At 48.2% G+C, this 14020-nt stretch carries 12 protein-coding genes; 7 read left to right on the top strand and 5 right to left on the bottom strand.

The genetic code is table 11. The annotated features are described in order from the left end of the window. The first annotated feature begins 89 nt into the window (after positions 1 to 89). The 4 genes from ACYVFD_RS29815 (at position 90) to ACYVFD_RS29830 (ending at position 4181) form a co-directional block, all read left to right on the top strand. The gene (locus ACYVFD_RS29815; protein ID WP_461094218.1) at positions 90 to 3056 is read left to right on the top strand and encodes an ATP-binding protein; all 2967 of its coding nucleotides are present in this window, start codon (positions 90 to 92) and stop codon (positions 3054 to 3056) included. Positions 3057 to 3325: 269 nt separating this feature from the next. Beyond that, positions 3326 to 3505 carry a hypothetical protein gene (locus ACYVFD_RS29820; RefSeq protein ID WP_461094220.1) on the top strand — a complete coding sequence of 60 codons (180 nt, stop codon included), beginning with the start codon at positions 3326 to 3328 and terminating at the stop codon, positions 3503 to 3505. Then, on the top strand, positions 3502 to 3891 hold the full coding sequence (locus ACYVFD_RS29825) for a LytR/AlgR family response regulator transcription factor (protein ID WP_461094222.1): 390 nt from the start codon (positions 3502 to 3504) through the stop codon (positions 3889 to 3891). Before ACYVFD_RS29820 ends, ACYVFD_RS29825 begins: the two co-directional genes overlap by 4 nt. A 56-nt stretch (positions 3892 to 3947) precedes the next feature. Next, positions 3948 to 4181, top strand: coding sequence for a hypothetical protein (locus ACYVFD_RS29830; RefSeq protein WP_461094224.1), 234 nt, complete (start codon positions 3948 to 3950; stop codon positions 4179 to 4181). Between the two features lie 447 nt (positions 4182 to 4628). On the opposite strand, the gene ACYVFD_RS29835 is transcribed toward ACYVFD_RS29830, so the two are convergent. The 4 genes from ACYVFD_RS29835 to ACYVFD_RS29850 all read right to left on the bottom strand — a co-directional run bounded on the left by ACYVFD_RS29835 (position 4629) and on the right by ACYVFD_RS29850 (position 10258). Then, entirely contained in the window at positions 4629 to 6944 is a 2316-nt protein-coding gene (locus ACYVFD_RS29835; protein WP_461094226.1) for a TonB-dependent receptor, read from the bottom strand. A gap of 14 nt (positions 6945 to 6958) precedes the next feature. Then, positions 6959 to 8326 (bottom strand): HupE/UreJ family protein, encoded by a 1368-nt coding sequence (locus ACYVFD_RS29840; RefSeq protein WP_461094228.1) that lies wholly within the window; start codon positions 8324 to 8326, stop codon positions 6959 to 6961. A 48-nt stretch (positions 8327 to 8374) separates the two neighbouring features. After that, a complete protein-coding gene (locus ACYVFD_RS29845; RefSeq protein ID WP_461094230.1) occupies positions 8375 to 9520 on the bottom strand; it encodes a DUF3500 domain-containing protein in 1146 nt (381 codons plus the stop codon). A gap of 486 nt (positions 9521 to 10006) precedes the next feature. After that, complete coding sequence (locus ACYVFD_RS29850) at positions 10007 to 10258, bottom strand: hypothetical protein (RefSeq protein ID WP_461094232.1); 252 nt, start codon at positions 10256 to 10258, stop codon at positions 10007 to 10009. Between the two features lie 271 nt (positions 10259 to 10529). Between ACYVFD_RS29850 and idi the strand changes: the two genes are divergently transcribed. The 3 genes from idi to ACYVFD_RS29865 all read left to right on the top strand — a co-directional run bounded on the left by idi (position 10530) and on the right by ACYVFD_RS29865 (position 12917). Further along, a complete protein-coding gene (idi, locus tag ACYVFD_RS29855; RefSeq protein ID WP_461094233.1) occupies positions 10530 to 11054 on the top strand; it encodes an isopentenyl-diphosphate Delta-isomerase in 525 nt (174 codons plus the stop codon). An 804-nt stretch (positions 11055 to 11858) separates the two neighbouring features. Beyond that, entirely contained in the window at positions 11859 to 12182 is a 324-nt protein-coding gene (locus ACYVFD_RS29860; RefSeq protein ID WP_461094235.1) for a hypothetical protein, read from the top strand. Positions 12183 to 12389: 207 nt separating this feature from the next. Next, positions 12390 to 12917: a DUF2231 domain-containing protein gene (locus tag ACYVFD_RS29865; RefSeq protein ID WP_461094237.1), complete on the top strand. Its 528-nt coding sequence runs from the start codon at positions 12390 to 12392 to the stop codon at positions 12915 to 12917. Positions 12918 to 13221: 304 nt separating this feature from the next. Here the strand turns inward: ACYVFD_RS29865 and ACYVFD_RS29870 are convergent, their stop codons facing one another. Next, positions 13222 to 13908 (bottom strand): CAP domain-containing protein, encoded by a 687-nt coding sequence (locus ACYVFD_RS29870; protein ID WP_461094239.1) that lies wholly within the window; start codon positions 13906 to 13908, stop codon positions 13222 to 13224. Between the last annotated feature and the right edge of the window lie 112 nt (positions 13909 to 14020).

Consider the following 14020-nt stretch of genomic DNA (forward strand, 5'->3'; position numbering starts at 1 on the left):
TAAATGTGGATATAAATAGGGATCTTATTAACTTAGTCGCCAATACGAAATAGCGAACTCAACTGTATAGTAAAGTCTCTTTTTAGTACATGAATGGTCATGCGCTGCTGGGCAGGCATCCGCTAAATGGCAATCGGATCGATTATTTCCTGGTTAAGTTCCTGTCTGGTACGTTGTACATCCGACTGATCGGCTACGTATTGGTCAAACATTTAGGCATCAGGACAACTCACCTATCCATCTCATGTTGCCTGGTCAGTTTTCTGTTTTTTCTCAACGCCGAAGCACAAATACCCCGGAATCAGTTACCTATACCTCAATCTGCAAAGCCGGTTGATCTGCACGTTCAATACGTTGTCGATACAACCAATCGGCTGACTATCAGTCAAATGGAAGGGTCAGGAGTTCGCTGGAAAACAGCCTCTGATCCAACCCTGATTCTGGGCTTTACCACGCATCCAGTCTGGTGCCGTTTTGTGCTTCAGCCATCGGTGAATGTCTCCCAATCGTATGCCCTGGAACTGACAAACTTTTATGTAGATAGACTTACGCTTTATCAGCCCGATTCGCTAACGGGTTGGCGGACGATGCAGTCGGGTGACCTGATTCCGTTTGCCCAGCGGACCCCTCAAACACGCTATCCTGCTGTTTACATAAGCGTTTCAGGGACCACTCCGCAACTGGTTTATGCCCGTATTCAATCGTCGCAGCACCACAGTTATCAATGGCGGGCATGGAATCGGGCGGCTTTTGACACGTATCGTCTGCCAGACGTTGACCGATACATTATTTTTACCCTGGCCATTTTACTGGCGCTTTTTCAGATTGCGCTGCTGCTGTTTATGTATCAGTATGTAGTACTGCGTTCCTATGCACTGTTTGCATTGGCGGTTTGTCTGAGTGTGCTGTTTGCGTCGGGTTTTTCGGGTATCTTTTTTCCACAGTCGCCCTATTGGGTGCATACCAGCCATTATGCTACGGTTGGACTATTACTGCCCACGCTGGCCTATTACGTAGTACAATCGTATCAGCTAAAGCAATATTGGCCACGCCTGATCGGGTTATACACTGGATTTGGGGCGGTAGGAGTGATGTATGCCGGTCTCAGTTTTTTTATACGTCACCCCTATATCACCTGGGCACTGATTGCTACGCTGGCTGTTATGACGGGCTTCACGCTGGCGTTATTGCTGGTGTTGTATTGGCGTGGCGTTCGTCCGGCTATCTGGAACGTGCTAGCCCTGGTAGTGACCCTGCCCGTATATACTTATTTTTATGGACGAAACGCGGGATTCTTTACCGGATCCATGAGCGAAGAGACGCTCAAGTTTCTGATGCTTCTCTGTTTTGCCAGTGAACCGTTTTTTGTGGTGCTCATGCTCTGGCAGGCTACCCGAGAGCGAATCCAGACGGCCCAGACGCTGACCAGTGAACAGGCTAAACGTGAAAGCATACAGGCGTTGGATCAGCTCAAAACGGACTTTTTTACCAATGTTTCCCATGAGCTTCGTACCCCACTCACACTGCTGGTTGGCCCCCTGCAAACCCTGCGTAACCGCTATCCCGACAATGAGCTGTATGCGCTGATGTATCGAAATGCCAGCCGACTTCAGATGCTGATCAGCCAATTGCTCGATCTGGCTAAACTGGATGCCCGACAGATGAAAAATTTACCCGCCGTGGGTAATCTGGCCGTTGATGTTGCTTCATGGGTATCTATGTTCGTTTCGCTGGCGCAAAGTCGGTCGATTACCCTGACAGTACACCAAAATCAGTCGGATTGGCCCGCTTTGTACGATGCCGATAAGGTTGAGAAAATTCTGGCTAATCTGCTGAGTAATGCCCTGAAATATACACCGGCTGGAGGAACCGTTCGGGTTGAGGGACAATACGTACCGACAGGAGTGACCATTGAAGTGAGTGATACGGGTTCGGGCATGACTCCAGAGGTGCTGTCGCATGTATTCGATCGCTTTTATCAGGGACCTGCTACCAATCAGACAGAGGTCGGTACTGGCGTTGGCCTGGCCCTGACCAATGAGCTTGTTCAACTCCTCGAAGGGTCCATTACGGTGCAGAGCCAGCCTGGCGAGGGGTCTGTATTTCGTGTATGGCTTCCAATTCAGGCGAGGGATGAACGGGTACTGCCCGGAAGAAATGACCATGATTCAGCGGAAGGGTCTCAACAGGTTGTGGACATGATGGCCGAAGGCGAAAAACTTGCCGTGGATGAAGTACTGAGCATTGATGTACTGGATGCAGAATCGGAAAAGCCGGTGCTATTGCTCGTTGACGATAGCGACGACCTGCGTGCGTATATACGGATGATTCTGGCTTCTCAGTTTACGTTGCTCGAAGCCAGCGATGGCCAGCATGGGCTGGATATGGCCAGACAGACGCTCCCCGACCTGATTCTGACCGATCTGATGATGCCCCGACTGGATGGGCTGGAATTGTGCCGCTCCCTTCGTGCCGATCCTCGCACCGACCACATTCCACTAGTGATGCTTACGGCCAAAGCAAGTATCGAGAATCGGCTCATCGGGCTCGAAACCGGCGCTGACGATTACCTGACCAAACCTTTTTTACCGGCTGAGTTGCTAGTGCGGCTGGCTAACCTTCGTCGTAGACAACTGGCTCAACAGCTATATTGGCAGCGAACACTTGCCGGTTCTGTGGTCGAAGGTAACCTTGTTGACCTGAGCGTTTCAACGACATCGCCCCAGCCGCACCCAGAGACACCGCCCTTTCTTAAGCAATTGTATGCTGTTCTGGAACATCACCTTGACCAGCCTGATTTTGAGGTAGAGCAGTTGGCCGATGCATTGGCCATGAGCGGCCGAAGCCTGAACCGCAAACTCAAGGTTTTGCTGGGACTCAACACCCGGGAGATCATCCGCAGCTATCGTCTCCGGCGGGGGAATGAGATGCTGGATCAGGGCATTCAACCGACGCAGGTAGCCTATGCTGTTGGCTTTGGTAGTCTGTCATCGTTTGGCAGGGCCTATAAAGATCAATATGGATATGCGCCATCAGCCCGTAAAAGCAACGCCTAGAAACATGCTTCGAGAATACTTCAAAAACAGTATTCGTTTGTTAGTCAAATCTATTTTACAGTTTCGTTAATGTGTCTGTGTGGGCAATTTTCTTGTTAAAGAATTGGTAATTGGTCATTTGGGTAGAGTTTTTGTCCGATTTGGTAGAGTCGGTTGAAAAAGGCACATCGAATTTTACATCTACAAGCTGGTAAGGAATAGCTGACCCTGTGATCGTCTATCTCTTACTCAGTTATTCCTCTTTTCTCAACCTCTGGTTTACTTTTCCTATGACGACCATTCAATGTCTGATCGCGTTTTCGCGCGTCAACATTTACCAATCCAGGCCCTTCTCCGGCGGCCGTAAACGCCCTCGCCCGAACAAGCCAACGGGCCTGTATCTGCCTCCCCCTACCGAAAGTACGCACACTATATTTTTGACTATTCACACCAGCTCAACCTGCTCATGAAACGATTATTTGCTGCTCAACTTCAACATAACTTTGACTCCAGCCAAGTCCTTTATTTAACTGGCGATGTGAATTACTGCTTTGTTCATTTACATAACGGGGAACAGATTTTATCGAGCCGAACGCTGAAATGGTACCACACACGGTGGCCCCATTTTATCCGTATTCATAAAGGTCATCTTGTCAACCCAGCGCATGTACATCGCTGCGTTTTGGCGTCGTCTATAATTGCCTTTATCATTATGCGTAATGGCGCTTCGCTGTCGGTGGGGCGCAGACGGATTCCAGAAATTATGCAGCAGTTAACGGGGGCTCAGTCTGAACATCCTCGTTCACCCGAGATGGTTGAGTATAGGGATTACGAACAACTTGTGCTGGCAGACTGATAACTGAATTCCGGCAATTGTTGGTGATCGTTTCGTACGTTGATGTTAAATTATCCATGGAAATAAACCGTTACGTTCTGCTTTCGCTTGGTTTTACTGAATTGGCCGATCAGCCTTATCACTTTGTGTATAGACAAATCCGGGGACACTTACAGCCTAAGACGGGTTGCTTTCATTTTCAGGGCTTTAGCCTGCCCGTCAGCACATTCGATGACCTGATTTTTCTGATGGACCTGATCGATCATCAGGATGAATCGAGATTGCTTTGTTTCCCATTACACTATAATTGATGATGGAGCTGTCATCAAGCGTTGTTGTAAGAGCCATATCGACGATGCTGAATAGGCTACCTGTCAGTGATGAGACCTCACAATATGTCATTATGGCTCAACAGTCCGCCAGCAGAAAATAAGATTTGTAAAATAATGATCCGTTTTCGAGCGCCAGATAAATATGAAAAATTTTTCATATTTATCTGGCGCTCAGAACAGAAGCTATGGAAGGTTCGGCTCAGAAAAGGTGTTTTTTTGAGACCGTATGCTAAGCTAGTATGAGCCTGACTACGTTTTTCGTCAGTTATGGCCCGGTTGTTGTTTGATCTCCCACGATTGCAGGTCAGCGAAAGCTATCTGCAAGCTCTTATGGGTTAGGTTTAAAACGCTGGTACCGTTGGCGCCAGCGTTTTTTGTAACTCAATACGCGCACCAATGTCTGGCTAACCCGTGAAAAGCGGCTGTTTACCAAAAATAGGTCAGGCTCAGTCGGGCAAAGAAAGGGGTACCTGGCGTAAAGTGTATTTCATCGACCGGAGCCGCTTCGCCCTTTAACCGACTCTCGGTAGCAAACTGCGTTTCTTTCCACCGGGTGTTGAACAGATTTTGCACCGACAGCCCCAGTGTATAGTTTCGCCGGGCAACTCCAGACCAGGCATAGTTTACCTGCAAGTCGGTCACAAAATAGCCCCTGGCTATAATTGAGTTGTCTTCGTTGGCTGGTCGATCGGCCATGTATCGATACCTCAATGAACCACTTAGTCCATGGGTCGTTTGCAGGGATAAACCGCCCGTTGAGGTAAATACCGGAGCCAGTGGTAAATAGTTTTGCCCCGGTTCGGCATCGAGTGAACGAGGGGTAGCTGTATTCAGATCGACATCGGCAAACAAACGTTTGGCAAGCTGATACCGTACCGATAGATCCACTCCCTGACGACGCGAACGACCGCTGGGTTCGACCACGCCCTCATCACCCACGTACACAAACTCCTGTTTCATGGCCAAATACCAGGCCGCTGCGTTGACGATCAATTGGGGAAACGGCTTGATAATGACGCCCAAATCGGAGCCGTAAGCACCGGGTAAAATTTCACGCCCGTTCTGCGCCGTCACTACGCGGGCATCGTTAGAATGAAACCCCTTGCCTGTGTTTAGGTAAAGCTGGACGTGAGGGTTAACGGTATAATAGAAATTCAGTTTGGGCAATACAATGGCCTGCGTTGCACGCTTCTTACCTAAACCCGACGTGGCTAGTAAGTTTTCGTATTGAGAACGAAAATAATCGACCCGAAGGCCAGCGTTGATTGTCAATCGACTTGTCAGGTGAACAACTTCGTCGGCATACAGCGCGGCATTGATTTCGTTCACATTACCATACTGAATTTGATTCAGCGTTTCGACCCGATTTTTGGTATGCGACAACTCTGTCGCTCCGTCGCCACGGCCGTGGGTCATGTCCTGCCGATACTGCGCGCCCAGCGTCGTGGTCCAACTGGTTTTACCGAGGGTCGCCTGAGTCGAATAACTGCCATTGTAACCGAACAGATTACGGTGCTCTTTCTGGCGGATCTGATCGCCGTTCAGGCTATCGTTGAGGAAAAAGGTGAAGTTGGAATACAGCTCGAAGTTGTAATTGCTGTAGAAAAACTGGTTTTTGATCGTATGATTTTTGGGTGTCACCGTCACCAGTTGGGCATTTAGATTGGTGCGGCTGGTTTCGCCACCTTCAGTCGGATCGATAGACCCAAACCAGTCAACCAAGCCCGATTCGACAGCCCGATCAGGAATCTGGCCCGAGTGATTCCATTTGCTCCAGAAGGTAGAAGCCGTCAGGGTCAGGTTGGTGTTGGGCGCGATATGGCTGTGGTATTTGCCCAGCACATTCACGCGCTTAAAATGCTGTGGATTATCGAAGTACGAATTGGAATACGAGTATTCCGAAGCCAGATAGGCCGACTGATGGTTCACTCGTTGCTCTGCCGCATCATCCCGATGACCCAGTAGATCAATTCCGGCAACCGCCCGATAGGTATCGAACTGCCCCGCTTCCAGCTTGGCGAATGAGCGATCCAGTGTGGTACGCGTACGAAAATCCGCCCAGCCCGCCGTAGCCAGATTCCCTTTGTCGGTAGTATAAGGCCCTTTTTTGAAATCAACCCCTTCCACCAGTTCAGGAATTACAAAGTGCAGATCGGCGTAGCCTTGTCCGTGGGCATGCGACACCATATTGACGGGCATCCCATCCACGGTCAGGCGAATGTCGGTACCGTGATCAAGATCAAAACCGCGAAGAAAAATCTGCTCGGCTTTGCCACCGCCCGCATGTTGTCCGATAAACAAACCCGGTACCAGCCGCAAAATTTCCTGCGAGTTGGTAATAGGCCGAAGGCGAATGTCAAGGTTGCTGATGAGCTGTTGGGTATTGGTTTTCAAAGCCGATACCGTCACCGAACTCAGGTTGACCGGCGCTACGGCCAGGCTAGTCTGAACATGGGTGGTTTGATCGTCGATAATAGTAATCTCCTGTACAGTAGGGGCGTAGCCAATATGGGAAAATTCGACCTTATAAGCCGAAGCTATGAGGCCATCGAAGCGGTAACGACCCAGCTCATCGGTCAATGTTGCTTTGCCCAAACCGACTACTTGCACGGTTACACCCTGCAACGGGAGATGCGTACTTCCATCGAACACAAGGCCGGTGAGCGTACCCAGGTGTGCATAAGCAACCTGTAACGTCAGCAAACCAACCACAAGTGTCGACAGTATTTTTCTTAGCTGCATTGTCAAATGTCCTGTTACGCAACGGGCCATTGCTTTGTTTGTTTCGTCCGCCAGGTCAGGTAAAGGGACAGCAAAGCTAATACGATAAGTCCGTAAGGTGCGTAACCAACGACGGCTTCAATGCCTTTGGTCAGCCAGTTGCTTTGGCCGGATACACGTTCGACAATCCAGGCGAGAGCCGCAATACTGGCCAGCAACGCGCCCAATAACCGAACAGTCGTGTACGCGGGTGTGCGACTCAGGAGCATCAGCCAGGGGATTACCAGCAAAATGATAGCTAACTGCATCAGTTCAATACCCAGGTTAAAGCCAAAAATACTCAGCGCCATTGGTCCCGAATCGAGTTGCAGATTGGCCAGCGTACTGGCAAAGGCTAGTCCGTGAATGAGCCCGAATCCTGCCGCTACCCAGGCTTCGCGACCGGGGAAAACGGGCCGAAAGGCATGGATGGCCGATACCAGAATGGATACAGCAATCAGAATTTCGACGGGTTGCGATGGCAACCGAACCCAGCCTAGTGAGCCGAGCAACAGTGTAATGGAATGGCCTACGGTAAAGGCCGTTACGATCAGCAATAACCGCTTCAGGCTGTAGCGAATTCCGCCAAACTTTCCCCAGCCGAATCGTCGGCCCGGATTGCCGGTCACCAGTAGCGGGGCAGGCAACAGTAGCACCAGTAGAAACAACAAATGATCGGTTCCTTCTGCAATGTGCTGCGCACCTAGTTTGATCATGGCCATAAAGCCGGTCCAGGTGCTACCCGATGCCATATTGACCGGTAAAGGCAGGATGCGGTTATTCACAATGTCCAGGCTGATTTCGCCTACCTGCACGGGTTCAGCCTCGGCCAGTTGACCACGCTCCCAGTCCTGACGTACCGATACCAGAATTTTATGCGTCATCACCTGATGCAGTACTACATCGTAATAAAAGGTAAATTGTCGGACGTCTGCTCCGACCGGGGGAGTCATCTGGACCTGCGCTGTCAGTTCGCGGTATACGCCATTAATGGGATTCTGGCTTTCATGAACAACCAACTCGCCGACAGACACCGTCCAGAATCGCCCGTCGGGGCTTTGCGGACGGATGTGTGCTTTGAGGTATTCCCGAAGTTGAGGCCCCAGCCGTTCTACCAGCCCCGCCGACGAATCGTTGACAGCGTGACCCCAGGCAGACTGAAGCTCAACGAGGGGAATCTGCAACTCGGCATCAATGCGATTGGCGTGGACATTGAGCAGTACCACCGAGTTTGGCATCGGGTGAGCCTTCGCCAATTTGGGTCGGCTTACGCCCAGTGCCAGTAGGACAATCATCAACAGCCATCTGGATAAATGGCTGTTGATGATTGCAGGTTGGTTTACTGAAAAAAGCTTTATAATCATTGTATTGCGGTCGTAGACAGCCTTTATTTTGTCGTTTCTGCCAAAGGTTTAGTTGCCGCCGTAATCACCCGAATGATCGCGCCATACTGAGTGCGAGTGAGGTGTATTTTTGATGATTACTCCTCCCTGATACGAAAACTCGATCCAGACACTTGGCCCATCAATACGAACATAATCGCCCTGCGAACTCATAGCCGTTGTTCCCGAATATGAAATATACGTATTGGCCAGCTCTGAGGTATATTTGGTCAGAACGGCAGCCGATGTTGATGCGCTCAGGTCATTGACATATAGCTTAATAGCCGCCAACACCAGTGCTTGTTTGTCGCTGCTCAGGGTGCCCACCTGCAAGCCCGATTTGGTGGCCGGGAATTTACCATCCTGTCCGGGGCCAAGTACCAGATCGTTGTATGTGCCCGATAGCTTGGCTGTTGTCTGTTCCGCAGAACTCAGTCCAGTGAGCATGGCCGCAAAAGCAACCCGTTCCTGTTCAAAAGCCTGATAGGTTCGGTTAGCCGCCGTGACAGCCGCCTGAGGCTCTGTACCCCGGAAAGCAGGGGTAACGCCGGTGACTGCACCCGCATTGAAGGTAATGGGCTGGGTATAGTGGTGACCTGTGAACAAAATAGCCCACAGACTGCTGGTGCTGGGCGTACCCAGGAAGGAAATGTAGTAATTACCGGCGCCATACGTAGAACCGCCACCAATGGAATTGAGGTAATCGTCGGCCACCAGATTGCCCACCATTTCATCATATCCTTCGTCGGTTGCATTTAAGGCCAGCACACCGACCATCAGATTGCGGAAGGCAGCCAGTTGGGTATCGCTAAGCGCGCCCAGATTAATGCCTATTCGTGCAGACATACCAGCGGGTAGGTTAGACCATTTCTGTGCGTTGGTTTTGGAGTAGGTAAGTTGCGTAGCTGCCAGTTGAGTACTGCTCAGGGTAGCCTTAAAGGCTTCGGCCAGACAGACAATCTGAGCCACACCGGTTGACCCACAGGTCGTCGTAGTAGCCGTGGCCGAGAGCGCGGTTGTGATCGAGCTGGAATTGCTCGTTGTTGAGCCAGTGGTCGTGCCCGTTGTCGAACCTGTTGTACTGGTGGCATCAACATCCGTCGATTTGCAGGCTTCAAAAACGTTGCTGGACCCTAGTAATAAGAGTAGGAGAATCGATAAGTGTTTGCGTTTCATACTGTAAGCTAAGTGCTTCTACTCAGCATTTAATTGTCTACTAATGAGTACTTAAAACCATAGGTGGCCGTTGCACAACCGATAGCGTATTGGGGTAAAGAGCCGGAAAGTTGTGGCGAATGGGTTGTTTGGCGACTCATTCATCTACCAGTCCGAAAGCTTTACAGAACAAAGTTCGCCTGTGAGAAGAGGTGAAGAGAAAAAGAGTGGTCAACCCTATGGGTTCGGGGGCAATCACGCCGACTTTGTGGTGAATAAGGCGCTTTCTGGGGTTAACTGGCCGACCGGCTTTTCGATCGTTTATTCGAAGTCATCTAATTACCGTTGAGGTGGGTAGCGATTCATTGAAACAGGGCTATTTCATGAGAAAGCCCCACCCTGAAACGGATGGGGCTTATTCTCATAGGTTGGTTTGCCTCAAAACTATACCTATGGACTATACGTAGGTCAGATTATATTCGTTGCATTAACTATACACCGATTCAGTTAATCGGTAGGTTTGGCAATCAGAACCACGTAGCGATTGGCTGGTGCATTTTTGGGGCGTACGCCATAAACTATCTCAACATCGGCGTCACAGACGCCTAATTTTCGCAAAAAATCTCTGAGCTGTTGAATTCCGAGTAATTTGTGATCACCCGATAAGCCTAATTTTTTTGGGTGACCATTCGGTGAAAAATAAGAGCATCCGGGTATAGGAAGCTCCTCCAGCAGGCGCTTGTAAACTTGGTGAGTCATAACGTTTTAAGAATAGTTGGATGATGGTAGTCGTAATAGATACACAACCGAGCCGGGAAACTGCCTATAAGCCACGATTGAGTATGAACGACTTCATGCACTTAGGCAACAATCATGCCGTCGGAGGTTTGCCAAACTCAGATTGTGTTAACCTGATAGTTAGTTCTTTTACTCTTTCTCTCAATTTTGGGTGCGCCCGTATATTTCATAGAAAAGTAAAAACATTATACATTAACAAATGGACTACTTACCTGAATTGACTCAAACAAATATGGTTTTAGTAATTGACCAGAACGATCAAGTGCTGGATACCGCCGAAAAATGGCAGGCTCATGCGGATGGCCTTCTTCACCGGGCCTTCTCGGTACTAATTTTTAATAAACAGGGGGATTTTCTCTTGCAACAGCGTGCGATTGACAAATACCACTCGGGGGGGCTTTGGTCTAACAGTTGCTGTGGTCATCCTATAGATCCAGCCGATACAATTGGCCAGGCTACACGTCGACTGGAGGAAGAGTTAGGTTTCCGGACGGAGTTACATCCTTTATTCAGCTTTCATTATCGGGCAGATGTGGGAGGTGGATTGATAGAGAATGAAATCGATCATGTTTTCGTAGGGCAATACGAAGGGCCTATACCGTTTAATCCGCAGGAAGTATCAGCCGTTCGGTGGCTGAGTGCGGAAGCCGTAGCTAGCGAGTTGGCTCAGCAGCCGTTTAATTATACCGTCTGGTTTCAGTTGCTTCATCAGGAGCTGGACAAGTATCAAAAATCATTGAGCGACCGCGATAGATAAACGAGAAGATTCGAAGGATTAAAAACGAATACGTGTAGATCGGCCACACCCATTATTTTCTTGAGCATGTTATAGCCAGAATAAATAACAGGTTATGCATAATTGATATCTTTGGAAGGCCATTTAATCAGATATTGGGTATAACTGATTGATTATGAGGTTTAGTAAGGATGTGTCTCTAAGGTATGTCGCATTGGTAGAGCCGGTTGTATAACTGCGTTCTTACCATTGGGCAACGATTAGGGTACGCTTTATCTAACCCATAATTTATTTGTAATGGATAGTACTCAAGATCTGTTCTGCCGCACAGAAACACACCTTTTTCTTCGTATCAAAGGAACCTATTATCACCGCAGCGATGGGCGAGGCTGGGAAATCGTTTCTCAGCAATGGTTACCTGATAACTTGCATTGGGCCCCACTAAATAAAGAGCAACGGGCTGTATTTCTTCCAATCCTTGAAGATGAGGGATTGTTGAGGACGTGAACGTTCGATGGTTTGGGCGATTGCCAATTATCGATTCACCTACTGCAGGTGAACAGGGCTCGCTTTATCTATAAGCAAATTAAAAGTATTAAAACATACCATCGCGCGCTACCGTAAGATTCAATGGGTATATAGCTAAGTGGTTTTCTAGCTATGTCTTTTAATCGTTCAATAGTGGTTTTTGAAGTTACTTGTTTTTGATTTTAGTCATAAAAAGTACCGTTTACATAATAATATATAAATATTTATTCATTGATTTTGCTAGTTATAAATACTTGGGTAATTTTTTGAAGATTTATACCGTAACTAGCTATATCTATGTTTTCCTGCACCAATTTGTATCTGCTGAAGCAGTACATCAAGACGTTGGTAGCCGCCGAACTCGACTTTCCCGATGTACTGCCTCGTCATTTTGGCGATGAGTTTAGTCGATCTGAACTTCAGGCTATATATTTCTCTTTATCCTTTATTATTAAACAGGCGCATCCTAAAACTAATAAACTGCTCATTACTGAGTTTAACGAATTGGATGAGTCTGTCCTTTACCTTCACTGGTTTTTATGCGACTTTTGGCGCGAACTCGTTCCATTAATACATACACATACGAGCCAGGTCGAGCGTTATTCGTTAGTCTTAAATTAAGGCTGAAACCAGGCTGGTTTACTAATAATCCAGGCTTATCCCACTTACGCAGTTAATGGTAAGGTATTGAAAACCAACTGGACCAAATCCTTACTTTTCGACCTGATTTCTGGCTGGTCTGGCTTGATTCGTCCGGTGTCTGGTTAAGTACCCAAAGCATATGCCTCCTGAAGGCCATGCATCAAGTCATTTTAACGTAGTAAACTGATGGAAAGTAGGATAAAATTAGCTCATCACCCAGCACATCAGATACTAATTGTGTTTCCGTTTGGCCTATTGGCAACGTCGGCCATTTTCGATCTGGTCTTTTTGCTAACAGGTCGGCCAACGATGGCAACGGTATCGTACTGGATGATTGTTTCGGGAATCATCGGTGGAGTTTTAGCAGCTGTTCCGGGATTCATCGACTGGATGGCCATACCCTCTGGCACGAGAGCAAAACGAATTGGAGCCATTCATGGGTTAGGCAATGTGGTTGTTTTATTGCTGTTTGCCCTTAGCTGGTTTTTAAGGCAGGATGAGATCAGTAATCTACCTCCTAGAGGAGCTTTGGTTGCATCATTTATGGGCTTTAGCCTGGCTGGGGTAACTGGTTGGCTAGGTGGCGAACTGGTCGATCGGCTTGGCGTAGGTATAGATGATGGCGCTCATTTAGATGCACCAAGTTCGTTTTCGAAACAGCCAGCTAATGACGTGCAATCACATACCATACTATCGCGTCGGGTTCAGGGTTAATCATTAGTCGGCGCCAGTCTGGCGAAGGACCTTATAAGTCGCCTTAATACACCGTAATTTAAGCTTCTGTCATTCCGACCGGGACGCGTAGTCGAAGGAGAAATCTTCGGGTAAGGGAGAAAAACTATACTCATCCGAAGATTCCTCCTTCGACTACGCGTCCCGGTCGGAATGACAGAAGCTTAAATTACGGTGTACTTAACAGCTGGTAGTTCCAGTAAATGAAATATCCCCTACAACATATTAAAACGTTATAGGGGATATTTCATTTACTGGAACTACCAACTCTTAGGCATCTACCGCTTTATCGACTTGCCTGAATATGACTCCGTTCTGCGCCGAAATTCTGTACCAATCGGCCAAAAGGAGCCCGTCGCTGTTGATAAGGGCGCTCTGACAATAATGCTGCACAGCCAACATGTGTAAATGATGGATTGAGCAGATTAACCCGGTGATGGGGAGAATCCAGCCACTGCTGTACGGCATAGCGTGCATAACTGGCGTAGGTGTAAGGCTGATATGCCTTTTTTGTGTCATTCGCTAAATATTCGTATCGCTGTGCTTGTTTATTAAAACGCACGCCAAACCAGTCGGGCGTATCAATTGACTGATATAGGCCAATGTTCTCAGCCATCCAGCCGAATCGATTCGTTTGTTTTTGAATACGTTTGAGCAGGGTAGTGGTCTCTAAATTAAAGAGATCTTCGTGACTCGTGTAGTCATTTCGCATCATGGATTCCGCATGGCTGCGGGCAGCGTGGTATAGAGACCGATCATATCGAACCGCCGGTAAACCTGCCAGTCGCCGGGCTTCGTTGGTTGCCTGAAACAGGGTTAGATCCAGTAACAATGTGTCTGGATGGTCTAAATTCATTATTTTTTTGGAAAGCGGTTGCGCAAAAAACGCTTCATCACTCAGAAGGTAGCCTTCAGGAGGGCTATTGAATCGGGCAACGCTTAGACCGATTTGGAAGATAATCCACCAGTTCACGGATAAGAAAAGTACGGTTGTGTAAATTGTTAATTCTAAGTTACTAAAAAAATGATCATTCTGGTATTAATGCCATGAATGACCGCATGAAAAGTAGTACATATACCATTTA

The organism is Spirosoma gilvum, from assembly GCF_054776815.1.

Bases quoted from the DNA above. Each gene is read 5' to 3' on its own strand.
- ACYVFD_RS29860 (WP_461094235.1), top strand. From the start codon at position 11,859: ATGTTTTCCTGCACCAATTTGTATCTGCTGAAGCAGTACATCAAGACG.
- ACYVFD_RS29830 (WP_461094224.1), top strand. From the start codon at position 3,948: ATGGAAATAAACCGTTACGTTCTGCTTTCGCTTGGTTTTACTGAATTG.
- ACYVFD_RS29815 (WP_461094218.1), top strand. From the start codon at position 90: ATGAATGGTCATGCGCTGCTGGGCAGGCATCCGCTAAATGGCAATCGG.
- ACYVFD_RS29850 (WP_461094232.1), bottom strand. From the start codon at position 10,258: ATGACTCACCAAGTTTACAAGCGCCTGCTGGAGGAGCTTCCTATACCC.
- ACYVFD_RS29835 (WP_461094226.1), bottom strand. From the start codon at position 6,944: ATGCAGCTAAGAAAAATACTGTCGACACTTGTGGTTGGTTTGCTGACG.
- ACYVFD_RS29820 (WP_461094220.1), top strand. From the start codon at position 3,326: ATGACGACCATTCAATGTCTGATCGCGTTTTCGCGCGTCAACATTTAC.
- idi (WP_461094233.1), top strand. From the start codon at position 10,530: ATGGTTTTAGTAATTGACCAGAACGATCAAGTGCTGGATACCGCCGAA.
- ACYVFD_RS29825 (WP_461094222.1), top strand. From the start codon at position 3,502: ATGAAACGATTATTTGCTGCTCAACTTCAACATAACTTTGACTCCAGC.
- ACYVFD_RS29840 (WP_461094228.1), bottom strand. From the start codon at position 8,326: ATGATTATAAAGCTTTTTTCAGTAAACCAACCTGCAATCATCAACAGC.
- ACYVFD_RS29865 (WP_461094237.1), top strand. From the start codon at position 12,390: ATGGAAAGTAGGATAAAATTAGCTCATCACCCAGCACATCAGATACTA.
- ACYVFD_RS29845 (WP_461094230.1), bottom strand. From the start codon at position 9,520: ATGAAACGCAAACACTTATCGATTCTCCTACTCTTATTACTAGGGTCC.